Genomic DNA, 22,955 nt, shown 5'->3' on the forward strand with positions numbered 1-22,955 from the left:
TTGCAACATGTTGCGCGCACAGTCTGTTGCCAATAAAGAGGCGATTGAAATGACAAGCTTATGTTTTCTCATAGAAAATTTTCAAGGTTCTCGCGAGACACAGAGCGTCCTCGCGCGGCTATCAGATGAAACAACACGCATAAAATTGTTTTTTGGTCCTTGGCGAAGTCCGAAAAAAGCGTTGTAAGCACGCGACTTTGCAAGATAACTTGACCAAACGGTTATAAAAATAAAAGGCTGATCATAAAACTTGTGGGCTTTGTCATAGAATTGCAAAAGCATCTGTGCATGGTCCGTCGAAGCCAAGGGCAAAGGCTGCGTTCGATTAACTGCCCATAAAATATGTAAAGCAGGAGGGAATGACACGATGAAGAGGTTTAGACAAAATTATCTGGGGGCTGCGAAAGCATTGCTTTTGCTATCCGCCTCTATGCCCGCCATGCTGGTGGCCCAGCAGGTTGAAGCACAGCAAACGACATCAGGCGTTCGGGGTGTTGTCACCGATCCATCGGGTCAGCCTTTGGTGAATGCGGCGATCAGCATCACCGATAGTCGTACGGGCAGAACGATCACATCGCAAACGACGAATCAGGGTCGCTTTGCTGCCAGCGGTCTGGAAACCGGCGGCCCCTACACGGTGACAGTTCAAGCCAGCGGTTATCGTGCCGAGCGCATTGAAGGGCTCTTTCTCAATATTTCGCAGATGTCTGATCTGTCGATTTCCCTCACGACAGGTGAGTTGGAAGAAATCGTCATCACCGCAGCACCCATTGTGATGAACCAGTTGGCGATTGGTCCGGGTCGCTCCTTTGGTCTTGAAACGCTGGAATCCTTTCCGTCGATCAGCCGCGATTTTCGCGATATTATCCGGATTGATCCCCGCGTCAGCATCAATGAAGGCAATAGCGACGCGATTTCCTGTCTGGGCGGGAATAACCGAGGCAATAGTGTAACCATCGATGGTGTGCGCGCTGCCGATGCCTTTGGCTTGAATGCGTCCGGCTTGCCCAGCCGCAATAATATGCCCATTCCTTTTGATGCCGTGCGGGAAACTTCGGTAGAATTCGCGCCTTTTGATGTGACTTATGGGCAATTCACCGGTTGTAATATCAATATCGTCACGAAATCCGGGACCAATGAATTTCATGGTTCGGGCTTTTTCGTTTTCAATAATGATGATCTGACCGGCACGAAAATCAACGGCAATGAGGCGGTCACCGATCCCTTCACCGATAAAAACTGGGGTGCCGAGCTTGGTGGCCCGATTATCAAAGACAAGCTGTTTTTCTATGTTGCCTATGAAGAGGCGGATGATTCCGGCATTCAAAATCGTGGTCCCATTGGCGGCGGTTTTGCTTCGGAAGAAGGACCAACCGTTGCTCAGGTCGAGCAGGTACAAGGCATTCTTGAAAATCAGTTCGGGATTGATACTTTAGGGATCGCTCGAGGCCTCGCGCGGGATAACCGCCGCATTCTTGGCCGCCTCGATTGGTTCATCAATGACAATCACCGGGTTGCGGCGACCTATTCGCGCCTTCGTGAAACATTCGAAGTTGCCGACGACTTCGGCTTTAGCAATGATTTTGCCTTCAGGGGTAATTTCAATGAGCAGGGCAGTGAGGTCGAATCCTATTCGGTGCGATTATTCTCGACATGGTCGGATAAGCTCAGCACAGAATTGTGGGTATCTCGAACCGATAATGAAGATGGACAAAATCCGCTGGGCGGCGGTGAAGCGCAGGATGGTAATCCCATTCCGCGTATTTTCGTAGGGACTCCGGGGGGCATATTGCTCGCTGGTCCGGGCCAGTTCCGTTCGGCCAATGCCCTTGATACCCAGATCGATCAGATCCGCTTCAAAGCCGAATATCTGACCGGAAATCATTTGATCACCGCTGGCTATGAGCTTGATCAGCTTGATGCGTTCAATCTTTTCGCTGTCAACGCAACCGGCACTATCAATTTTGATTCGATTGCCGATTTGCAGGCTGGCAATGCATCCAGCATCAATTTCAACGGGTCATTCTCGGGCGATATCAATGACGCTGCGGCAAAATTCTCACGTTCGATCCATTCGATCTATTTGCAGGATGAATGGAAAGCCACAGATGATCTGACCTTCCTGCTTGGGCTTCGTTATGATTTCTATGTCTCATCTGACGAACCTCCAAGAAATGCCGATTTCTTTGCACGCTATGGATTTGACAACACAAATTCCTTTGATGGCCTGGATGTGCTGCTTCCCCGTTTTGGGATCACCTATGAAGCCCCATGGGAATTCTACGGTCAAACCACCTTCCGTGCCGGGGCGGGCATCTTCTCGGGTGGTGATCCGAGCGTGTGGTTCTCGAACTCCTTCTCGAATTTCGGTGGAGGGCTCGGCATCTCGGCTTTGTCTCCAACCTCTGTCCCTGGGGGCTGCACGGTTGCAGACCTTCAAGTGCTTGATGGCAGCGGAAACTTTACCGGTGTCCCGAACTGTCTTGTCAATGCGTCGGCTGCCGTCGCCTCTGCATTCAACGGGCGTGTGGATGCGCTTGATCCCAATTTCAAGCTACCGACAGTTGTGCGTGGAAGCTGGGGCTTTACCCACTTCACCGATTTCGACGGTGCAGCGGGCGGCATTTTCGATAATTGGCGGGTCGATTTCGACATCATCCATGACCGCCGTCGCAATTCTGCCGATTTCGTTGATCTGACCCGTTCGCCGGTTGGTTTTGCGCCGGATGGCCGTTTGCTGTTTGAAGGCATTGATCCTTTGCAGGCTGGTTGTAATGCCTCCTTCCTTGGTCCGCGTCGCGGGTTCTCCGGTGTCACAGAGGCATGTTTCATGCTGAATCCGAATGGCAGCCGGGTCGTGGGTGATAATGCCCAAGACATTCTGCTCACCAATACCGTCGGCAAAGAGGGCGGCACCACATCGATCTCAGTGCTGTTGAACAATAGCTGGGATTATACCCTCTTCAATCGCCCCGCTACTTTCGACTTCAATTTCGGCTATGCTTTCACGGACGCCCAATTGAAGAACCCAACGATCAGTTCTCAGTCGACCTCAAACTTTGAAGAAGTCGCCCTGACGAATATCAATGATCCCGAGCTTGGTCCCTCGCAATTTGCGAACAAGCACAATATCACTGTCGCTGCGACCTTCAGCCATGATTTCTTCAACGATCTTACAAGCCGGCTGAGCGTCTTCTTCCAGGCGCGCAGTGGTCGTCCGTTCAGCTTTGTGTTCGATAACAACACGCCAACCACTTTGTTTGGCGATAGCGACAATGAAGAACGTAATCTGCTCTATGTGCCATCCGGTCCGAATGATCCCCGTGCTGATCTTTCGATTTTGGCTGCACAAGGGACTCTCGATGATTTCTTCAACTTCCTTGATGAAACGGGGCTGAATAAATTTGCCGGTCAGATTGCACCGCGCAATGCCTTCCGCGATGATTGGACCAAGGATCTTGATCTGCGCTTCCAGCAGGATCTGCCAACACCGTGGGCGGGCCATAAATTTCAGCTGTTCTTTGATGTCGAAAACTTCCTGAACTTTATCGATAGCGGTGCCAATGTCTTCCGGACATTTGATCGCGGCGATGTTGCTGAAGGTGTTCCCGTTCTTGATGCCGCTCTGAGTGCGGATGGATCGCAATTCGTTTTCAGCAATTTCAATCCAGGAAACAGCAATACAGCAGCGAACGGGTTTAATGCCAACAACCAGATCAATGTAGACTCATCAATCTGGCGGTTGCAGATTGGCATTCGCTACAGCTTCTGATCGCATGATCGGATAACCAAAGATAAGAAGGCGGCTGCGGCCGCCTTCTGCTTTTGAACAAGGCTCGGTTTTCAATAAAGGAGCACCGATAAAATGATGAAGCCCATGAGAGTTGCGATCACCGCTATTTTGCTGATGGGGTGTGTGAGCAATGCGCAGGAACAAGCGGCCTTGTCGCCGCATGATGTGGTGCCCAAGGATGTGGTGGCCCAGCAGCCCGGCCTGATGTGGGTTCGCCGATCAGCGGAATATGCCATCATCACCGCCCGTTTATATGAAGAGGCCAAAACCGATCTTGATGCCATCACCCGCCAGCGGGGTGCGGATCAGCGCCCATGGGTCGTGGTGCTCGATGCCGATGAAACGATCCTTGATAACAGCCAATATCAGGTGGAAGCGTTGCAGGCCGGGGCAAAGGATTTCGATCCTGTGGCTTGGAGGACTTGGGTGAAACGCGAAGAGGCCACCGCCGTGCCCGGTGCCCTTTCATTCCTTGATCATATCCGCAAGCGCGGGGGCAAGCTGGTGATCATCACCAATCGCGATCAGGATGTGACGAGCCATAGCCGCGCCAATCTCAGCGCACTGGGCTTTGATGCGGATCGTGCCGATCTGTGTATCCTTGGCCGGGAGCAGCAAGATCGCAAGGATGCCAATCCGCAGGAATGGGAAGCTTTTGGCTATGGCAATGATAAGGACCGCCGGCGTCGCCTGATCATAGAGGGCAAGGCCGAAGCCTGCTGGAATTGGCAAGCCGGTGATGCCCTTGAGCACTATCAGGCATCATGGGCAAAACCCCATGAAATCCTGATGTATGTGGGGGATAATATCAAAGATTTCCCCGCTTTGACCGAGACGATTGCCGATGATCCACAGGCCATGCAGGCGGTGATGGCCAATCCGCAATATGTGCTTTTGCCCAATCCCGTTTATGGAAGCTGGGAAAGCCGCCTGATACCGGCTGCCGCTTTAAAGCCCTGAAAAACGAGCGCGAGCGCAGATCAGTTGCGCTCGATCTCAGACATTTTCGAGCCTTCAAGGGAGAGATTATACATCAGCCCCTTATTGCCGAAAATAAAGGCAATGATCGGCGCATCGAGATTGGTGGTATCAATAGAGCCCCCCGCGCCGATGGTGGCAATGGCCACCGAGCCATCAACGCCCACTTCCCATTTATCGCTATTGCGGAAATTTTTGAGCGCCCCTTCTTCCATGAACAGCAAAACCTGGCTGCGCACCTGCCCGCCAAGCTGCAAGCCAATTGATGCGGCGGCGGTGCTATAATAGCCCACCGCAGAGCCATTCACCAAAAGCGCGCCTTCGCCATATTCCCCGCCAATGCCGATCCCGGCTTTTTTGATGCTGGGAAACACCAGAACGCCAACGGATTTATCAAGCAGCGATTGGGCGCCATCGTATTTTTCACGAAATTCGGCCATGGTTTCGGCCACACGGCGATCAATTTTCTTTTTCGATGCGGCATCGGCAACCGAGGCCGAGCCGATAATGATAAAAGCCGCGACCAATGAAAAAGCCGCGATTTTTCTGAATAGTCCTGAGATTGGCATCAACGTTCCCCCAAAAATGCTTTCTGTGCTTATCTGCCGGATAAAGAAGGCATTTTGAAGACAGAGCCGCGCAAAAACAAGGCCATCATCAGATCGGTTCAATCCGCAGCATACAAGGCGTATCGAGCACATCATCAATCTTGTGAAAACGGCTGAGCACGGCCTGCATCCGGGCCTCCGTGGTTTCATGGGTGGTCATGATCAGATGCACGCTATCATCGGATGCCCGGGTGCGTTGGATCAGGCGTTCCACCGATACCCCTTCATCGCGGAGCGCCGAAGCGATTTCCGCCATCACCCCGGCTTTATCAGCCACCCGCAGCCGCACATAAAATTCACCCCGGCGCGTCCCTGTTTCCAAAAGGGGCAGGGGTTTCAGCTTGGAGGCAGGCAGTGAAAAGGTGGAATTGCGATTGCCTCGGGCCAGTTCGATAAGATCGGCCATCACCGCAGAGGCCGTGGGCCCGGCGCCGGCGCCCAGCCCTTCGATCATGCAGGGGCCAACGAAATCGCCATGGGCTTCGATGGCATTGGCCGCCCCGCCCACCTTTGATAAGGTTTCATTGGCATCCACTAGGCAGGCATGAACCCGCTGATCGAGCTTGCCATCATCGGTGATGCGGGCAATGCCCAAAAGCTTGATCCGAAAGCCCAATTCGCGGGCATAGGCAATATCGATATCGGTGATGGCGCGGATGCCTTCGATGGGCAGATCCATCGAGGGTGGGGCGCCAAACGCAAGGCTGGTCAGGATCGAGATTTTATGGGCCGTATCCACGCCATCGATATCAAAGGATGGATCGGCCTCCGCATAGCCTAATGCCTGTGCCTGACTCAGGGCATCGTCAAAGCTTGCGCCGCTGTCTTCCATCAAAGTGAGGATGAAATTGGCAGTACCATTCAAAATGCCGTGCATCCGGTCGATGCGATTGGCGGCCAGGCCCTCTTTCACGGTTTTGACGATGGGAATCCCGCCCGCAACGGCCGCTTCAAAGCGCAAAACAGCGCCTGATTGCTCGGCTAATCTGGCCAGTTCCTCGCCATGATGGGCGATCATCGCCTTATTGGCGGTGACCAGTGAAATCCCTTTGGATAAAGCTGCCCGGGCCAAATCAAGGGCCGTGCCCTCGGCTCCGCCGATCAGTTCCACCACCACATCCACCTTTTGGGGATCGGCCAGTTGAAGCGGATCATCATGCCATTCATAAGCGCTGATATCGGCCTCGCGCTCTCGATTTTTATCGCGCGCCGAAACCGTAATAACCTGAAAATCCCGGCCGGAGCGATCAGCGATCAGCGCCCCATTTTTGGCCAGAACCGCCAGCAGGCCGCATCCCACGGTTCCAAGGCCTGCGATGGCAAGGCGGATGGGCTGCGGTTTTGCCTCATCTGGTTTTCGCGATACAGTTTCGGCTGCGTTTCTGGTCATAGCGGACCCTTCATATAACAGATATTGGGAAGAAAAGGGTGAAGAGGCATCAGGCAAGGGCAAGCGCCCTCTCCAGTTGATCGGCAATGGCCCGTGCCATATCCATGGTAGAGGCCGTGCCCCCCAGATCGGCGGTGACACACTGTGCCATGGCAGCCCCAATGGCCGCGCGCAGGGCTTTTGCCTCATTTGGCAGGCCCAGGCTGTGATCCAGCATCATCGCGATGCTCTCGATCATGCCGATGGGGTTTGCCTTGCCTTGCCCCGCGATATCAGGGGCCGAGCCATGGACCGGCTCATAAAGCCCGGCACCGCTCGCCCCCAATGATGCAGAGGGGATGAGCCCGATGGAGCCGGTCAGCACACTGGCTTCATCAGTAAGAATATCGCCAAACAGATTTTCCGTAACGATCACATCAAAATCCCGGGGCCGGGTCATCAGATGCATGGTGGCGGCATCCACCAGCAGAATTTCTAGCTCGATATCGGGAAAATCGCGGCTGATAATCTCTTGGGTCACGGCGCGCCACAGGCGGCTCGTTTCCATCACATTGGCTTTATCAACCAGGCTCAGCTTGCCCCGGCGATTGCGCGCGGCGATGGCCGCCATGCGCACCACGCGTTCGATCTCGTGGCGGCTATAGCGGCAGATATCATAGGCACTATCGCCTTCGGTGCCCTTATCGCCAAAATAAAGGCCGCCAGTGAGTTCCCGCACAAACAAGATGTCGGTGCCTGTTGCGATTTCGGCCTTCACCGGCGAGCGATCAACGGCTCCGGGACGAACAATGATGGGGCGCAGATTGGCATAAACCCCCAAAGCACTGCGCAGCGCCAAAAGCCCCACTTCCGGACGCTTGTTCCCCGGAAGATCATGCCATTTCGGCCCCCCCACGGCGCCCAAAAGAACCGCATCAGCGCGGCGGGCGGCTTCCAGCACATCGGCGGGCAGGGGTTCGCCCATGTCGTCAATGGCCGCACCGCCGATCAGCCCGGTTTCGTAAATGAACGATAAGCCGCGGGCCAAAGCCAGTTGATCAAGCACATGGCGTCCGGCTTCGAGCACTTCCGTGCCGATGCCATCGCCGGGTAAAAGCAAGATACGATGGGACATTCTATCAAAAGCCCTTTCCGGTTATTTCAAGTGCCTCAAGCCCGATCAATTGTGCAGGGCGGTAGCGGGATGCTTGGCGGCGGCGGTTTCAATCGGCTCCAGCCAGCCCCAGCGATCTGCGGTCTGGCCATTGAACAAACCGAAAAAGGCATCCTGGATCTGCTTGGTGATCGGGCGTTCGCCGGTCCCCACACTGAAGCGATCAATCGACCGGATGGGGGTGACTTCGGCGGCGGTGCCGGTGAAAAACATCTCGTCGCAGATATAGAGCATTTCCCGGGGGATCGGCTGTTCGATCACCTCGAACCCCAGATCCTTGGCCAAAGTGATCACCGTATCGCGGGTGATGCCTGCCAAAATCGAGGCCGCAGCCGGGGGGGTGAGAATTTTGCCGCGATGGACGAGAAAGAGATTTTCCCCCGCACCTTCGCTGACCAATCCATCGGTGCCAAGGCCGATGCCTTCGGCAAAGCCACGAGATTTGGCTTCCATGCTGATCAATTGGCTTGATAGATAATTACCCGCCGCCTTCAGGCCCGTCGGCACGGTATTGGGGGCCATGCGCTGCCAGCTTGCGATGCATACATCAATCCCATCGGCCAAACAGTTCTCCCCTAAATAAGCCCCCCAGGGAAAGGCGGCGATAGCCACGTCGATGGGGCAATCGGGGCTGACCACGCCAATCCCGCCATAGCCGCGATAGGCAATGGGGCGGATATAGGCGCTGCCCAGATCATTGGACGCGAGCACCGTTTTGCAGGCATCGCCGATTTCCTGACGGGTGAAGGGGATATCGATATGATAAACCCGGCCCGATTGAAACATCCGGGTGATATGATCCCCAACGCGGAAAACGCGCGGTCCATCAGGCGTTTCATAGCAGCGGATCCCCTCGAAAACCGCCGATCCATAGTGCAGGGCATGGGTCAGCACATGGGTGGTGGCTTCCGCCCATGGCTTCAGGGTGCCATTCATCCAGATGAAACGGGTCGGAGTCAGGGCCATTTTCAAACTTCCTTATGCGGATAAAGCGCGGGCATCGTCTGCGGGCGCGCTATGGATGGGGTCTGATTGGGTCTCACGCACGAGACGATTGAGGGCATCAAGATAGGCTTTTGCTGAAGCGTGAACAATATCTGTATCCACCCCGGAGCCATGCACAGAGACATCATCATGAGATAATCTGACATCGGCCCAGCCTTGGGCATCGGCCCCGGAACCGATCGAGCGCACGGAAAAATCCGCAAGTGTCGCCTGCATTTTGGTGGCGCGTTTGATGGCCCGGAAGGCGGCATCAAGGGGGCCATTGCCGATCGAGGCTTCGCGCACCACCCGGCCATTATCATGCACCAGATGAACGGCAGAGGTGTGCATGGCATGATCGCCAGAGCCGGTGGAGACCTGCAGGGATTTCAGATGCCATGGCCCAAGCATCCCCATTTCGCGACCCAGAATAAGCCCTTCGATATCGCTGTTGGTGATGGTTTTCTTGCGATCCGCCAAAGCCTTGAAGGCGGTGAAGGCGGCATCGATCTGTTCGGCACTCAGCTTATGGCCTAGCATTTGGGTGCGTTCGGCAAAGGCATGGCGGCCACTGTGCTTGCCCAGCACAAGCTGGCTTTTGGGGACGCCGATGTCTTCAGGCTTCATGATTTCATAGGTCTCCACATTCTTCAGAATCCCATCTTGATGAATTCCTGATTCATGTGCAAAGGCGTTTTCACCCACAATCGCCTTATTGCGCGGAATGGCATGGCCGGTCAGTCCCGACAGCAGGCGCGAAACGCCATAAAGCCGTCTGGTATCCACCCCCGCCTGAGCCTGATAATGATCGGCACGGGTGCGCAGGGCCATGATGATTTCTTCGGTGGCACAATTACCCGCCCGTTCGCCGATCCCGTTCATCGCACATTCCACCTGCCGGGCTCCGGCCCGCACGGCGGCAAGGGAATTGGCTACGGCCAAGCCCAGATCATCATGGCAATGGGCCGAGAAAACAACCCGATCCGCGCCTTTCACATGGCTGCGCAAATGGGAAAAAACCCGAAAGATATCCTCCGGCGTGGCATAGCCCACGGTATCGGGTACATTCAAGGTGGTGGCCCCGGCTTCGATCACAGCGGAAAAAATTTCCACCAGAAATTCAGGCTCGGTGCGCAAAGCATCTTCGGCGCTGAATTCCACATCATCAACAAAGGAACGGGCCAGCCGTACGGCCTCGACCGCGCGGCGGACAACCGTTTCCTTGTCCATGGCCAGCTTGTGTTTGCGATGAATGGGGCTGGTGGCGATAAAGGTGTGGATGCGCTTTTTCCGGGCCGGAGCAATGGCTTCGGCGGTGGCGCGAATATCCCCTTCAAGGGCCCGGGCAAGGCCGCAGATGGTCGATCCCTCGATGTCCTTGGCAATGCTGTTGACGGCGCGGAAATCACCTTTCGAGGCGGCGGGAAAACCGGCTTCGATGATATCGACACCCAGGGCATCCAAAGCCCGCGCCAATTGCAGCTTTTGTTCATGATCCATCGAAAAGCCCGGCGCCTGTTCGCCATCGCGCAAGGTGGTATCGAAAATGAGAACTTTATCCTGCTCGGTCATCTTGCCGCTCCTGCCCATTGTGTTTCGGGGGCTATCCATCGCGAGGATTGCACGAACCTGATCGGACAGCCCCCGCCCGGATGGCCGAACACACTCTCCACATCCTGAGCCTCAAGAGCATGCATGTGCCATTGCGCACCGGTCAGGCCTTTGCCGTGCCCGCCCGCCTTGTTGGCTCTGGTCTTGATTTGGGATGTGGAGAGGCTGTGCACCATGTTTTTTTGCTTAGGCGTTATGTTTGGGATTAAGCCACGCCATGCGCGCACGCAGGGCACTGCCGGTTTTTTCAATCGGGTGATCGAGATCTTTTTGCAGGCTGGCTTTATAGCGCGGCAAACCGGCCTGATTTTCCAAAATCCATTCCCGGGCAAAGGTGCCGTTTTCAATATCGGTGAGCACCGCCTTCATCCGCGCCTTGGTGGTTTCATCCACCACTCGTGGGCCAGAAACGAAATCGCCGTATTTGGCGGTTTCAGAAATGAAGCTGAGCATTTTGGCAAGGCCGCCTTCCTGCATCAGATCAACGATCAGCTTCAGTTCATGCAGACATTCGAAATAAGCAACTTCGGGCTGATAACCAGCTTCGGTGAGGGTTTCAAAGCCTTTCAAAACCAGTTCGCTCATGCCGCCACAGAGCACCGCCTGTTCGCCGAAAAGATCGGTGATCGTTTCTTCGGGGAAGGTGGTTTCCAAAACGCCGGCATGGGTGCCGCCCAAGCCATGGGCATAGGCCAAAGCCCGGGCCTTGGCCGATCCGCTGGCATCCTGATGCACCGCTAAAAGGCAGGGCACGCCTCGGCCACGTTCATATTCGCGGCGCACCAGATCGCCGGGCGCCTTGGGGGCGATCATCACCACATCAATGCCTTCGGGCGGGGTGATGCGGCCATAATGCACGGAAAAACCATGGGCAAACAGCAGGGTATTGCCGGCTTCCAAAGCGGGGGCGATGGTTTCACGATAGAGCGCTTCCTGCGCCATATCGGGCACCAGGATGGCGATCAGATCACCGGCTTTGGCGGCGGCGGCGGGCTCGGCCACATCATGACCATCCTGCCGCGCGGCCTGCCAGCCCTTGCCCCCTTCGCGAACGCCGACGACGACCTTGTGACCGCTGTCTTTCAGATTGCAGGCATGGGCGCGGCCCTGGCTGCCATAGCCGATGATGGCAATCGTTTTGCCCTTGAGGGCGGCCTGATCGACATCGGAATTATTATAAAGTTTCATGAGCGAATGTCCTCTTTTGCTTGTTTTTGCATGGGTGAGTAGGGAAAAGCGGTGACGGCGCCTTCGGACGCCGAAGACACCAGTTTTGCATATTTGGCATAAGCGCCGGTAAGGGCGGCGGGTTGGGGTGGGCTCCATTCAGCCTTGCGGGCGGCGAGATCAGCCTCCACATCGATTGTTCGGGCGCTGACATCAAGGGTGATGCGATCGCCATCGCGGATCAGGGCAATGGGGCCGCCCACCGCTGCTTCCGGCGCGATATGGCCGACCATGAAGCCATGGGTGGCGCCTGAAAAGCGGCCATCGGTGATCAGCGCCACATCATTGCCAAGCCCCTGGCCCTGAATAGCGGCGGTGACCGCCAGCATTTCCCGCATCCCGGGGCCGCCTTTGGGGCCTTCATTGCGGATCACGATCACATCACCTGCCTTGATCGCCCCATCCTGCACAGCCTTGAAGGCGGCTTCCTCGCCATCATAAACCCGGGCCGGGCCGCTGAAACGATCCCCATCATGGCCCGCAAGCTTGACGATTGCCCCTTCGGGCGCAAGGGAGCCGCGCAAAATCGCAAAGCCGCCGCGTGGTTTAAAGGGATCATCCACCGTGCGAACAACCGCCTGACCCGGCGTTTCCTCGGCCGCTTCAAGCTCCTTGAACAGGCTTTTACCGCTCACCGTGGGGCCATCGTGCAAAAGCCCGGCTTCCATCAAACGGCGGGCCACCAAAGCCGTGCCGCCTGCTTCGCTCATTTCCACGGCGGTAAAACGCCCGCCCGGCTTCAGATCGGTGATCACCGGGGTGCGGGCCGAAATTTTATCAAATTCATCGATATCGATTTGCAGCCCTGCTTCCCGGGCAATGGCCAGCAAATGCAGCACCAGATTGGTGGAACCCGCCGTGCCCGCACCGATGGTGGCGGCATTGGCGATGCTTTCAAGGGTGATGAGATCGCGCGGGCGCACATCTTTTTCGAGCAATTCCATCAACAGCCGACCGCACAGGGCGGCGGTTTCGGGCTTGGCCGGATCGGTGGCGGTCACATCATTCGCCCCCATGGGGGAAAGACCCAGCATAGTCAGCACCATAGCCATGGTATTGGCCGTGAATTGGCCGCCACAGGCCCCGGCCCCGGGGCAGGCCACCCGCTCGATGGCATCGAGCTCTTCGGCCTCGATTTTGCCTGCAGCGCGCGCCCCCACGGCTTCGAACACCTCTTGAACTGTGATGAACTTCCCCTTATGAAACCCCGGACGGATCGAACCGCCATATAAGATGATGCCCGGTAAATTCATGCGCGCCAGCGCCATCGCCGCTGCGGGGATGGTTTTATCGCATCCCACGAGAACCGCCACCGCATCCAGACAATGGCCTCGGACGGCAAGCTCAATGGAGTCAGCGATCACTTCGCGAGAAATCAAAGACGCCCGCATCCCCGCCGTGCCCATGGCGATCCCATCGGTGACGGCAATGGTATTGAATTCCACCGGGGTTCCGCCTGCTGCCCGGATGCCATCCTTCATCGGTTCGGCAAGGGTGCGCAAATGCAGATTGCAGGGTGAAACATCGGTCCATGTGCTGACAACCCCGATCATCGGTTTTGCCAAAGCAGCATCATCCATGCCGGTGGCACGCAGCATGGCGCGGGCCGGGGCCTGGGATTTGATGGCGTCGCTTGGTCGGTTTTTATTGGTCATTTTCTGTCCTTGGCCAAAGAAAAGCCCCGCTGCGGTGGGCAAAGCGGGGCTGGTGTTCCTTGTCTGATCCGTTGTTTTCAGGAAGGCAGCCCCATCATGCCGCTGATAAGCAGCACGATCACAATCCCCACAAGAAGGGTTTGTCCATGGGCAAAAGCCCCCGCCAACTGATGAGAGGGAAAAATTTGAACATGGGCGTTCGAGCGCGGTGTGTGCGTTGCAAAATTCATGGCTGCAGGATATGCATGTTTCTGTCGCTGTCAACACAGATATCAGAGAAAAATTACCAATGCGCACGATTTTTAGCAATATGAAGACGATAAATTGAGGAAATCTGTTGATGCAGCAGGGAAATGAAACCGCCGATCCAGCGAACCCATCCCGGATGCTTTTAGAAGCCCGCCGGGTGGTCATCAAGGTCGGCTCGGCGCTTCTGGTGGAAAATGGCCGGCTGAGAAGGCGCTGGCTGGATGCTTTGGCGGCGGATATCGGGGCCATGCGGGCGCGCGGGCAGCAGGTGGTGCTGGTCACCTCGGGGGCCGTGGGAATCGGCCGTTCGGCGCTCGTGGGTGGGGTGCAGAATCTGGCGGATCGTCAGGCCGCTGCGGCAATTGGCCAGATCCGGCTGTTTGATGCCTATCGCCGCAGCTTGGCCCGCCATGGGGCGGTGGGGGCGCAGATGCTGCTCACCCCGGGGGATACCGAAGATCGCCTGCGCCATTTGAATGCCCGCTCAACCATGGAAGCCCTGCTGTCGCGCGCGATCGTCCCGATTGTTAATGAAAATGATACGGTGGCTTTTGATAAGCATAAATTTGGCGATAATGATCGGCTGGCCGCGCGGGTGGGGCAATTGATCAGTGCTGATCTGGTGGTGCTGTTATCGGATGTGGATGGGCTTTATGATGCCGATCCCCGCTCGGTGCCCGGGGCCCGGCATATTCCGGTGGTGCGGGCCATTACCCCCGAAATCATGGCGAAAGCGGGGGATGCCGGCACCAGCCTTGGCACCGGCGGCATGGCGGCAAAAATTGCGGCGGCGGCTTTGGCTTTGGGTGCGGGATCGCATATGGCCATTGCCAATGGGCGCGAAGAGGGGGCTTTGGGGGCTTTGACGCGGGGGGATGCGCGGGCCACATGGTTCATCCCATCATCCGAACCGCTGACCGTGAGAAAACAATGGATTGCCGCCACCGTGGCCCCTTCGGGCACGCTCATCGTGGATCGCGGGGCGATAAAAGCCTTGCATGCGGGCAATAGCCTTCTAAGTGTTGGGGTAACCCGGGTGGAGGGGGAATTTTTCTCTGGTGATCCCGTGCGCGTGCGCAGCATGTCTGGCGAGGATATTGCCATCGGCCTGAGCAATTATGATTCGGACGAGGTGGAGGTAATCGCCGGACAGCGCACCGAAACCTTCGAGGCATTGCTGGGATATCAGGGACCAGATACCCTCATCCACCGGGATAATCTTGCAATAACCGTTCCGCAACAGGCGGCAAAGGAGGCCCTGTGACGCATTCGAGCCAATCCACATCCCAGCTCCATGACCAGATGATCGCCTTGGGCGATGGGGCAAAGCGTGCCCAGCGTGTGGTTCAGCGCAGCCCCCATGCCATGCGGCAAACCGCGCTGAAGGCGGCAGCAGTGGCCCTTAGGGGCATCTCTGTCGATCTTCTGGGTGCCAATGCCGCTGATGTGGCGCAGGCCCGTGAGATGGGCAAGGATGATGCCTTCATCGATCGGCTGGCTTTGGATGAAGGCCGGATCGAAGGCATGGCCAAAAGCCTTGAGGCAATTGCCGCGCGGCCCGATCCTTTGGGGGCCATCGATCAATCCTGGCAGCGCGAGGATGGGATGCGTTTTGAACGGGCGCGGGTGCCTTTGGGGGTGATTGCGGTGATTTTTGAAAGCCGCCCCAATGTTGCCGCCGATGCTGCGGGCCTGTGCCTGAAGGCGGGCAATGCCACCATCCTGCGCGGCGGCAGCGAAAGCCGCCGATCCGTAGAGATGATCCTGTCGGCCATGCAAAAAGGGCTTGAGCAGGCGGGCCTGCCTATGGAAGCAGTGAATATCGTACCGACACAGGATCGCGATGCGGTGGGTGAATTGTTTCGCATGACCGAGCATATCGATCTTTTGATCCCCCGGGGCGGGCGATCATTGGTGGCACGGGTGCAGGAAGAAAGCCGGGTGCCGGTATTGGGGCATCTGATGGGGGTGAACCACAGCTATGTTCATGCCTCGGCTGATCTGGAGATGGCAAAAGCGGTGGTGGTGAATGCCAAAATGCGGCGCACCGGGGTGTGTGGGGCCACCGAAACCCTGCTGATTGATGAGGCTGTGGCGGCGAAATATCTGCCTCCTTTGGTCAAGGCTTTGAGCGATGCCCAATGCCGGGTGCGCGGCGATGCGGCGGCAAAGGCCATCTGCCCCGATATCGAGCCTGCCAGTGACGAGGATTGGGATACGGAATGGCTGGATGCAGTGATCAATGTGCGGGTGGTGGATGGCCTTGATGCCGCTTTGGCGCATATCGATCGCCATGGCTCGGGCCACACGGAATGCATCATTGCCTCCGATCAGGCGGCGGCTGATCGCTTTTTGAGCGAAGTGGATGCGGCCATCGTCATGCATAATGCCTCGACCCAATTTGCCGATGGGGGTGAATTTGGCTTTGGTGCTGAAATCGGCATTGCTACCGGGCGGCTTCATGCCCGTGGCCCGGTGGGTGCCGAACATTTGACCAGCTATCATTATCGGGTGCGGGGTTCGGGGCATATCCGCCCTTGATTTCCGCATCAATCCATCTAAAAGGGGCGTTTCGGGATATGAATCTGTTAATTTAATCCGCAAATCCGTAACAAACTAAAGGTGGCATGGGGTCATGACGTCCGATTTCTATCGCATCAGGCGCTTGCCGCCTTATGTTTTTGCCGAGGTGAATGCCCTGAAGGCAGCGGCGCGGGCGCGGGGGGATGATGTCATCGATTTTGGGATGGGCAATCCCGATCTGCCCACACCCCGGCATGTGGTGGATAAGCTGACCGAAGCGGTGCGCGATCCCAAAACCCATCGCTATTCCATGAGCCGGGGCATTCCCGGCCTTAGAAAAGCGCTGGTGGGTTATTATGATCGCCGTTTCGGGGTTGAACTCGATCCCGAACGTGAAACCATCGTGACCTTGGGATCGAAAGAGGGCTTAGCCAATCTGGCGCAGGCGATCACCGCCCCGGGGGATGTGATTTTATGCCCCAATCCCAGCTATCCCATTCATGCCTTTGGTTTTACCATTGCCGGGGCATCGGTGCGGCATGTGCCGCTTTTGCCCCTTGATCGCTTTGTGGGGGAGTTGGAAAAAGCCTGCCGCCATTCGGTTCCCCGGCCATCGGCGCTGATTTTGAATTTCCCGTCAAATCCCACGGCACAGGTGGTGGGCCTTGATTTCTATGCTGAAATGGTCGATTTCGCGCGGCGGGAAGGGCTTTATATCCTCTCGGATATTGCCTATTCCGAGATTTATTTCGATGGCAATCCGCCGCCATCCATTTTGCAGATTCCCGGTGCCAAGGATGTCGCGGTGGAATTTTCGTCGATGTCGAAAACCTATTCCATGCCCGGCTGGCGGATCGGCTTTGCGGCGGGAAACCCCACCTTGATCGGGGCCTTGTCGCGGGTGAAATCCTATCTCGATTATGGGGCCTTTACCCCCATTCAGGTGGCCGCTACCGCCGCTTTGAATGGGCCGCAGGATTGTGTGGCCGAACATCGCGCGATCTATCAGGCGCGGCGCGATGTGCTGGTTTCGCGCTTTGCCCAGGCCGGATGGGAGGTGCCTTCGCCGCCAGCGACCATGTTTGCCTGGGTGCCTGTGCCTGAAGCCTATCGCCATCTGGGATCGGTGGGATTTTCAAAGCTTTTATTGCAAGAAGCGCAGGTGGCCGTGGCGCCGGGCCTGGGCTTTGGTGAATATGGCGATGATCATGTGCGGATTGCGCTGGTGGAAAACGAGCATCGCATCCGGCAGGCGGCGCGCAATCTGAAGCGCTTGTTTGAAAGCGGCAAGGGCCGGATCGATAACGCCTGAAGGCTGCGATCCCATCCGTTTTTTGATGGCCCTATGGTTGATCGGCTGCCTTTGCCGCCTTTTGAAAAGCATCTTCAAACATGGCCGGGGTCAGGCGGCGGGTATTCACATTATAGCGCGAACAGTGATAGCTATCGATCAGGGTCAAACCCGCGATCTGATGCATCGCCCCATGGGCAAAGGGATGGTGGCCCGGCTTTTGGCCAAAAGCCCGCAAAACGCTTTCATGGGCAATGCGCCCCAGCAGAAAAATCGCCTTTAAATGCGGCAGAGCCTTGATCCGGCTGATCAGATAAGGCCGACATTGGGAAATTTCCGCGCCGATCGGCTTGTTTTCCGGGGGCACACAGCGCACGGCATTGGTGACCATCGCCCCCGACAGGCACAGCCCATCTTTTGGATCGGCGCGATAGTCACCCTTGGCAAAGCCGAATTTCAGCATGGTGGGATAAAGCAGATCGCCTGCATAATCGCCGGTAAAGGGGCGCGCCGTGCGGTTGGCTCCCCTCACCCCGGGGGCCAGTCCCACGATCAAAAGCCGCGCCGCCTCATCGCCAAAGCTGGGCACGGCGCCATTAAAAAAATCGGGAAATTTCTGTTGATTAGCCGCTCGATAGGCCACAAGCCGGGGGCACAGATCGCATAAGGCCGGCGCTTCGGCGGGGGTATCGGATGGGGCTTTGATGGGATCGTCCTTTTTTACAAAGGCCCCCGCTCACTGGGGATCGTCTTCATAATCATCGTCATCTTCATAATACTCGCCATCCTCATCGAAATCATCATTTTCGATGCTTTGGGGCTGCTGCGGATTCTGGCTGCGGGGGCGAGCAAAATCATCACGGATTTTTGCCAGATCCACATATTGATCCGCCTGCCTGCGCAATTCATCGGCAATCATCGAAGGCTGGGTGGTATTGGATGAAATCACCGTCACCCGCACCCCTTTGCGCTGAATGGCTTCGATCAATCGGCGAAAATCACCATCGCCGGAAAACAGCACCACATGATCGAGATTTTCCGACAGGGCCAGCATATCGACGGCGATTTCGATATCCATATTGCCCTTTACCTTGCGCCGCCCCTGATCATCGGTAAATTCCTTGATCGGTTTGGTTACAAGGGTATAGCCATTATAATCGAGCCAATCGATCAAGGGCCGCAGGGGCGAATAATCCGCATCATCAATCATGGCCGTATAATAGAAGATTCGGATCAAACGGCCTTTTTCCGCAAAAAAGGTTTTCAGCTTTTTATAATCGATTTCCATATTCAGCGAGCGTGCGGTGGCAAACAGATTGGCACCGTCGATAAATACGCCAATTTTCTCGTTCGGATAAAATATCATCTTGAAAGCGTCCGTTTTTTTATGGATGGATCATTGTTGATTTTCAAAAGCTCAGCCCTTGCGCTGCTAGCCATAGGTATTTTTGAAGCTGTTCGCAATAGAAACAAATCAACAAATGGCACAAAATTCATATGATTTATATTGGATTAGGCAGTAATCTCACGACTATAGCGGGTAACCCTGCCAATACAATCATCACTACACTTTCTATACTCCGTGATTTTGGCATCAATGTGGAAAAGAAATCCTCTTTATATGAAAGCGCTCCCATAGGCCCAAAAGATCAGCCGTCTTATATTAATGCAGCGGCTCTGATCCATTGGATGGATACGCCCCAGGCCCTGATGCATCGCTTGCATGAGGTGGAAAGCCATTTTGCCCGCCAGCGCGATGTCAGATGGCAGGCGCGCACCCTTGATCTCGATCTTTTGGATATGGATGGGATGATATTGCCCGATAAAAAAGCGTGGGCGCAGGCATCCACAAGCCATGCCGCCCCGCAAAGCCTGATTTTACCGCATCCCCATCTTCATGAACGCCGCTTCGTTCTTCAGCCCTTGCTGGAAATTGCGCCTGATTGGCAGCATCCGATTTTGGGTTCGGGGCAAAAGCTATTGCGTGGCCTGGGGGATCAATCTGTGCTGCGCCTATGAAATCTTCTCGCGGTCTTTCGATGATTTCTGGTGTTGGAAAGTGGGAATCCTCTTTATAAGGGGATGAGAGACTGAACCCTTTAGGTGGAGTGCGTGATGGGGATGAAACGAGTGGTTCCGGCGGCTTTTGTGCTGATTTTTCTGCTGGTTTCCTGCACCACGGCGCCGGTGACCGGGCGGCGGCAGTTGATTTTGGTCTCCCAGGACCAATCCACCGCTTTGGGCGTGGCCTCCTATCAGCAGATCAAGGAGCAATTGCCGGTCGTGACCAATACCCCCGAAGCCCGGATGGTGGAGCGGATCGGGATTGCCATGGCAAAAGTGGTTGAGGGCGCAGAAGGGTTTGCCTGGGAATTTACCCTGTTCAAGGATGAGACGCCCAATGCCTTTGCCCTGCCCGGTGGCAAGGTGGGGGTGAATACGGGCCTGTTTCAAGTCGCGAAAACCGAAGCTCAGCTTGCTACAGTGATGGGCCATGAAATCGCCCATGTGATGGCCCAGCATTCGGCGGAACGCATGAGCCGGGATATGGCCACTCAATTGGGGCTGGCCGTTTTGGGGGCCAGCACCGGCAGCCAGGAAATGGTTGCGATGGTATCGGGGGCGGCGACTTTGGGGGTGGCTTTACCGTTCAACAGATCGCAGGAATCCGAAGCCGATCGCATCGGTTTGATTTATATGGCGAAAGCCGGATATGATCCCCATGCGGCGGTGGAATTATGGACTAATTTCGCCGCCTTGGGTGGAGAGCGGCAACCGAAATTTCTTTCGACCCATCCTTTGCCCGAAGATCGAATCGAACGGATAAGGGGCTTGATCCCTGAAGCCATGGCTTATTATCAGCCCCAATGAAATCTGGGAAATCTGGGAAATCTGCGCTGATCAATCCGATCCGGGTTTATTGCGCCCCCCTTGCAACAGATTGATCAGATCCCGGCGCAAGGCCGGATCGGCCCCCAAAGCCATGCCGCCCAGCAATGCGAGCCCCAGCGTGCTTTTGGGATGGGTTTTCATCGCCGCACTCACGGCTTCGCCCAGAAAAATGCCGGTATCAAGGGCATTTGCCCCTTTGGCGGCGGCATCCCCCGATCCGCTTTCGTTTGATTGTGCGGCCGTTGATGCCTTTTTTTGGGGCGATGAAAGCGTCTTTCGATCATCAGCAGAGGCTTTGACAAGGGCAATGAGGGCGATCACCAGCAGCAAGCCCGCGGTGATCAGCAAAGAGGCCCAGATCGGCACAAAATGGCTCAGCCCCACGATCATGGCCGCGCACAGCAAAACAATCACGACCGCTGACAAAATGGCGGCAATCAGGATGAGCAGCAAACGTCTTGCGGCATCAGCGGCGATATTTTTGAAAAATTCCCCCCCGATCATGATCAGCGCCGATTGAGCAGGGCGCCGATGAGAAAGCCCAGGCCCAAAGCCCCGGCAAGAGCGATCAAGGGGTTGTCTTCAATGCTTTTTTCCACCTGCTGCAAATGCGCCGTACCTTGGGCACGGGCCTGGCGTAATTTGGCTAGGGCGGCTTCGCGGGCCTGGACACCGCGCTCTCCGGCATCATCGCCAAAGGCCCCCAGTAGGGCGCTGATATCTTCGCGCAATTGATGAACATCCCCTTTGATGGCATCGATTTCGGTGGCATAATTTTTTTCGGTCGCCATGGTCAGTCCTCCGTATAAATGCGGGTCCGGTCTTCATATTGAAAATCCGGTGCAGCCCTCATGGGCTATCATGAAGGAACGTGGGTCAGCATGGAACGTTCCCGGGCTTTTACATTTTGTATCAGCCTTGTCCTTTACATCTATGATCATATCCGCAGAAAACAACAGGTGCATCTGGCAAAAGAATTTTCTATAAAACCAGTATCTTGTCATGCAAATGCTGGGGCCGTCCTTGTATCATCATGGATTGGAGACAATGTCATGACTGCGGCGTCGCATGCGCTGAATTCATGGGTCTGCGCTTTTATCGCCCTTAATAACCGGAGGATTGACTATGTTTGAATTGCCAAAACTGCCTTATGAAAAACATGCGCTGGAGCCTCATATGTCGGCTCAAACACTGGATTTTCATCATGGCAAGCATCATGCAAAATATGTGGATGTGGCGAACGATCTGGTGAAAGGTACGGCGCATGAAGGCCAAAGCCTTGAACAGGTGATGGTGGAAAGCTTTGGCAAGAATGACAAGCTTTTCAACAATGTGGGCCAGATCTATAATCACAATGAATTCTGGAAATGCATGAAGCCCAATGGCGGTGGTGCCGTTCCAGACGCCTTGAAAGCCAAGCTTGTTGAAGCCTTTGGCTCGGTTGAAGTCTTTGCGGAAGAATTCGTGGCCGCCGGGACCGGGCAATTCGGCTCTGGCTGGGTGTGGCTGGTGCTCAAGGATGGCAAGCTTGCGATCATGAAAACCGCCAATGCCGAAAATCCCGTGGTTCATGGGGCAACGCCTTTGCTGGTCGCCGATGTGTGGGAACATGCTTATTATCTGGATTACCAAAATCGTCGGCCGGATTTCCTCAAAACCTTCATCGAAAAGCTGGTCAATTGGGATTATGTCAATGAGCGCCTTTCAAAGGCCTGATTATTTTTAAATCCGAACTTTCAAAGAATATTTGAGACTGTTCGGATATCAATTAGAATGGGTGTGCTTATGGATGAGCGCACCCATTTTATTTTAACTTGTTAAAAATTATGAATTATTTTGTAATAATGTTCTAATGCGACTTTTGATTTTCGTATGAATTTTCCATTAACTAAACTATTCTTCTTTATGACATAATTAACACTATAATTGCTGATCTAAATAAAGGAGGACGGGCTATGAAGCACGCCATTCTGGAACAGATAAAGCATGAAATTCCCCATTTGCGCCGTTATGCGCGGTCTTTGACGCGGGATCTGGATCAGGCCGATGATTTGCTGCAGGATTCCTTGGAACGGGCCATCTCGCGGCAGGATTTTTTCCGCGAAGGGTCCAATCTGCGGTCCTGGATGTTTACCATCATGCATAATATGCATATCGATCAATGCCGCAGTCTGCGCCGGCGCGGGGTGCATATCCCCATGGAAGAGTGGGGCGAGGGGATGTCGCATCCGGCTCCCCAGCCATGGACCGTGGAATTGGAAGAATTTTCCCGCAGTTTCGATCGCTTGAGCGAGCCGGAACAATCGGTGGTATTGCTGGTGGGGGTTTGTGGCTATAAATATCATGAAGCCGCAGATCATCTGGGGCTGGCTGTGGGGACGGTTAAAAGCCGCCTGTTCAGGGCGCGTGATTCTTTGCGCGACATGCAGAAGTCAGTCAGTGTCCATTAAAGCCTTGAACTCTTCAGCTTTTTTGCCCTAAAGCTGTTTTGTGAAATCCTTTTTTAGCCTTTTTCGGTGAGATTGGGCCCTTGCGGGATCGTGGAATTTGCGTCCGGCTTCGCAAGGGGGTAGGAGAGGGCGCGGATCAAGGGTTCGCTCC

Annotated in this window: 22 protein-coding genes; 10 read left to right on the top strand and 12 right to left on the bottom strand. The window is 55.5% G+C overall.

Features of this window, described 5'->3' with window-relative positions; translation table 11 throughout:
• Positions 1-478 precede the first annotated feature (478 nt).
• Positions 479-1,147 carry a hypothetical protein gene (locus tag QK300_RS12020; protein WP_281301994.1) on the bottom strand — a complete coding sequence of 223 codons (669 nt, stop codon included), beginning with the start codon at positions 1,145-1,147 and terminating at the stop codon, positions 479-481.
• On the opposite strand from QK300_RS12020, the gene QK300_RS12025 reads away from it, so the two are divergent.
• On the top strand, positions 1,079-3,772 hold the full coding sequence (locus QK300_RS12025; RefSeq protein WP_281301993.1) for a TonB-dependent receptor: 2,694 nt from the start codon (positions 1,079-1,081) through the stop codon (positions 3,770-3,772). The two genes, QK300_RS12020 and QK300_RS12025, sit on opposite strands and share 69 nt — an antisense overlap.
• Before the next feature lie 105 nt (positions 3,773-3,877).
• Positions 3,878-4,753 (top strand): HAD family acid phosphatase, encoded by an 876-nt coding sequence (locus QK300_RS12030; protein WP_281301992.1) that lies wholly within the window; start codon positions 3,878-3,880, stop codon positions 4,751-4,753.
• Positions 4,754-4,773: 20 nt separating this feature from the next.
• On the opposite strand, the gene QK300_RS12035 is transcribed toward QK300_RS12030, so the two are convergent.
• From QK300_RS12035 to ilvD, 7 genes are all read right to left on the bottom strand, one after another.
• Entirely contained in the window at positions 4,774-5,298 is a 525-nt protein-coding gene (locus tag QK300_RS12035) for a YSC84-related protein (RefSeq protein ID WP_281302314.1), read from the bottom strand.
• A 130-nt stretch (positions 5,299-5,428) separates the two neighbouring features.
• The gene (locus QK300_RS12040) at positions 5,429-6,769 is read right to left on the bottom strand and encodes a homoserine dehydrogenase (RefSeq protein WP_281301990.1); all 1,341 of its coding nucleotides are present in this window, start codon (positions 6,767-6,769) and stop codon (positions 5,429-5,431) included.
• A 49-nt stretch (positions 6,770-6,818) separates the two neighbouring features.
• Positions 6,819-7,883: a 3-isopropylmalate dehydrogenase gene (gene leuB / locus QK300_RS12045; RefSeq protein WP_281301989.1), complete on the bottom strand. Its 1,065-nt coding sequence runs from the start codon at positions 7,881-7,883 to the stop codon at positions 6,819-6,821.
• Between the two features lie 45 nt (positions 7,884-7,928).
• Positions 7,929-8,888 (bottom strand): branched-chain amino acid transaminase, encoded by a 960-nt coding sequence (locus QK300_RS12050; RefSeq protein ID WP_281301988.1) that lies wholly within the window; start codon positions 8,886-8,888, stop codon positions 7,929-7,931.
• Between the two features lie 12 nt (positions 8,889-8,900).
• Positions 8,901-10,478 carry a 2-isopropylmalate synthase gene (locus tag QK300_RS12055; protein WP_281301987.1) on the bottom strand — a complete coding sequence of 526 codons (1,578 nt, stop codon included), beginning with the start codon at positions 10,476-10,478 and terminating at the stop codon, positions 8,901-8,903.
• Positions 10,479-10,703: 225 nt separating this feature from the next.
• On the bottom strand, positions 10,704-11,705 hold the full coding sequence (gene ilvC, locus QK300_RS12060) for a ketol-acid reductoisomerase (RefSeq protein WP_281301986.1): 1,002 nt from the start codon (positions 11,703-11,705) through the stop codon (positions 10,704-10,706).
• The gene (gene ilvD / locus QK300_RS12065; RefSeq protein ID WP_281301985.1) at positions 11,702-13,399 is read right to left on the bottom strand and encodes a dihydroxy-acid dehydratase; all 1,698 of its coding nucleotides are present in this window, start codon (positions 13,397-13,399) and stop codon (positions 11,702-11,704) included. The genes ilvC and ilvD overlap by 4 nt, the downstream gene beginning before the upstream one ends.
• A 340-nt stretch (positions 13,400-13,739) precedes the next feature.
• On the opposite strand from ilvD, the gene proB reads away from it, so the two are divergent.
• The 3 genes from proB to QK300_RS12080 all read left to right on the top strand — a co-directional run bounded on the left by proB (position 13,740) and on the right by QK300_RS12080 (position 17,483).
• The gene (gene proB, locus QK300_RS12070; protein ID WP_281301984.1) at positions 13,740-14,912 is read left to right on the top strand and encodes a glutamate 5-kinase; all 1,173 of its coding nucleotides are present in this window, start codon (positions 13,740-13,742) and stop codon (positions 14,910-14,912) included.
• Positions 14,909-16,189, top strand: coding sequence for a glutamate-5-semialdehyde dehydrogenase (locus QK300_RS12075; RefSeq protein WP_281301983.1), 1,281 nt, complete (start codon positions 14,909-14,911; stop codon positions 16,187-16,189). Before proB ends, QK300_RS12075 begins: the two co-directional genes overlap by 4 nt.
• A 94-nt stretch (positions 16,190-16,283) precedes the next feature.
• Entirely contained in the window at positions 16,284-17,483 is a 1,200-nt protein-coding gene (locus tag QK300_RS12080; RefSeq protein WP_281301982.1) for an LL-diaminopimelate aminotransferase, read from the top strand.
• A 31-nt stretch (positions 17,484-17,514) separates the two neighbouring features.
• Here the strand turns inward: QK300_RS12080 and QK300_RS12085 are convergent, their stop codons facing one another.
• Positions 17,515-18,168, bottom strand: coding sequence for a uracil-DNA glycosylase (locus QK300_RS12085; protein WP_348651892.1), 654 nt, complete (start codon positions 18,166-18,168; stop codon positions 17,515-17,517).
• 30 nt (positions 18,169-18,198) lie between these two features.
• The gene (locus tag QK300_RS12090; RefSeq protein WP_281301980.1) at positions 18,199-18,828 is read right to left on the bottom strand and encodes an NYN domain-containing protein; all 630 of its coding nucleotides are present in this window, start codon (positions 18,826-18,828) and stop codon (positions 18,199-18,201) included.
• Positions 18,829-18,959: 131 nt separating this feature from the next.
• Here QK300_RS12090 and folK point away from each other — a divergent pair, with 131 nt between their 5' ends.
• On the top strand, positions 18,960-19,481 hold the full coding sequence (gene folK, locus QK300_RS12095; RefSeq protein ID WP_281301979.1) for a 2-amino-4-hydroxy-6-hydroxymethyldihydropteridine diphosphokinase: 522 nt from the start codon (positions 18,960-18,962) through the stop codon (positions 19,479-19,481).
• 96 nt (positions 19,482-19,577) lie between these two features.
• Positions 19,578-20,333: a M48 family metallopeptidase gene (locus QK300_RS12100; RefSeq protein ID WP_281301978.1), complete on the top strand. Its 756-nt coding sequence runs from the start codon at positions 19,578-19,580 to the stop codon at positions 20,331-20,333.
• A gap of 30 nt (positions 20,334-20,363) precedes the next feature.
• Here the strand turns inward: QK300_RS12100 and QK300_RS12105 are convergent, their stop codons facing one another.
• A complete protein-coding gene (locus tag QK300_RS12105) occupies positions 20,364-20,858 on the bottom strand; it encodes a phage holin family protein (protein ID WP_281301977.1) in 495 nt (164 codons plus the stop codon).
• A 2-nt stretch (positions 20,859-20,860) separates the two neighbouring features.
• On the bottom strand, positions 20,861-21,145 hold the full coding sequence (locus QK300_RS12110) for a DUF883 family protein (RefSeq protein WP_281301976.1): 285 nt from the start codon (positions 21,143-21,145) through the stop codon (positions 20,861-20,863).
• 90 nt (positions 21,146-21,235) lie between these two features.
• Here QK300_RS12110 and QK300_RS12115 point away from each other — a divergent pair, with 90 nt between their 5' ends.
• The 3 genes from QK300_RS12115 (at position 21,236) to QK300_RS12125 (ending at position 22,804) form a co-directional block, all read left to right on the top strand.
• Positions 21,236-21,487, top strand: a complete 252-nt coding sequence (locus QK300_RS12115) for a hypothetical protein (protein ID WP_281301975.1) — start codon at positions 21,236-21,238, stop codon at positions 21,485-21,487.
• Positions 21,480-22,070, top strand: a complete 591-nt coding sequence (locus tag QK300_RS12120) for a superoxide dismutase (protein WP_281301974.1) — start codon at positions 21,480-21,482, stop codon at positions 22,068-22,070. Before QK300_RS12115 ends, QK300_RS12120 begins: the two co-directional genes overlap by 8 nt.
• 209 nt (positions 22,071-22,279) lie before the next feature.
• The gene (locus tag QK300_RS12125) at positions 22,280-22,804 is read left to right on the top strand and encodes a sigma-70 family RNA polymerase sigma factor (protein ID WP_281302009.1); all 525 of its coding nucleotides are present in this window, start codon (positions 22,280-22,282) and stop codon (positions 22,802-22,804) included.
• Positions 22,805-22,955: the final 151 nt, after the last annotated feature.

The sequence above is a fragment of the Iodidimonas sp. MBR-22 genome (assembly GCF_029946565.1).
GTDB classification, from domain to species: domain Bacteria; phylum Pseudomonadota; class Alphaproteobacteria; order Sphingomonadales; family Rhodothalassiaceae; genus Iodidimonas; species Iodidimonas nitroreducens.

Excerpts from the sequence above, each read along its gene's own strand:
- QK300_RS12020 (WP_281301994.1), bottom strand. The coding sequence starts at position 1,147 with ATGAAATTCATTGGTCCCGGATTTCGTGACGATATTGATATTACAACC.
- QK300_RS12030 (WP_281301992.1), top strand. The coding sequence starts at position 3,878 with ATGAGAGTTGCGATCACCGCTATTTTGCTGATGGGGTGTGTGAGCAAT.
- QK300_RS12040 (WP_281301990.1), bottom strand. The coding sequence starts at position 6,769 with ATGACCAGAAACGCAGCCGAAACTGTATCGCGAAAACCAGATGAGGCA.
- leuB (WP_281301989.1), bottom strand. The coding sequence starts at position 7,883 with ATGTCCCATCGTATCTTGCTTTTACCCGGCGATGGCATCGGCACGGAA.
- QK300_RS12050 (WP_281301988.1), bottom strand. The coding sequence starts at position 8,888 with ATGGCCCTGACTCCGACCCGTTTCATCTGGATGAATGGCACCCTGAAG.
- QK300_RS12055 (WP_281301987.1), bottom strand. The coding sequence starts at position 10,478 with ATGACCGAGCAGGATAAAGTTCTCATTTTCGATACCACCTTGCGCGAT.
- ilvC (WP_281301986.1), bottom strand. The coding sequence starts at position 11,705 with ATGAAACTTTATAATAATTCCGATGTCGATCAGGCCGCCCTCAAGGGC.
- ilvD (WP_281301985.1), bottom strand. The coding sequence starts at position 13,399 with ATGACCAATAAAAACCGACCAAGCGACGCCATCAAATCCCAGGCCCCG.
- proB (WP_281301984.1), top strand. The coding sequence starts at position 13,740 with ATGCAGCAGGGAAATGAAACCGCCGATCCAGCGAACCCATCCCGGATG.
- QK300_RS12080 (WP_281301982.1), top strand. The coding sequence starts at position 16,284 with ATGACGTCCGATTTCTATCGCATCAGGCGCTTGCCGCCTTATGTTTTT.
- QK300_RS12090 (WP_281301980.1), bottom strand. The coding sequence starts at position 18,828 with ATGATATTTTATCCGAACGAGAAAATTGGCGTATTTATCGACGGTGCC.
- folK (WP_281301979.1), top strand. The coding sequence starts at position 18,960 with ATGATTTATATTGGATTAGGCAGTAATCTCACGACTATAGCGGGTAAC.
- QK300_RS12100 (WP_281301978.1), top strand. The coding sequence starts at position 19,578 with ATGGGGATGAAACGAGTGGTTCCGGCGGCTTTTGTGCTGATTTTTCTG.
- QK300_RS12105 (WP_281301977.1), bottom strand. The coding sequence starts at position 20,858 with ATGATCGGGGGGGAATTTTTCAAAAATATCGCCGCTGATGCCGCAAGA.
- QK300_RS12110 (WP_281301976.1), bottom strand. The coding sequence starts at position 21,145 with ATGGCGACCGAAAAAAATTATGCCACCGAAATCGATGCCATCAAAGGG.
- QK300_RS12115 (WP_281301975.1), top strand. The coding sequence starts at position 21,236 with ATGGAACGTTCCCGGGCTTTTACATTTTGTATCAGCCTTGTCCTTTAC.
- QK300_RS12120 (WP_281301974.1), top strand. The coding sequence starts at position 21,480 with ATGTTTGAATTGCCAAAACTGCCTTATGAAAAACATGCGCTGGAGCCT.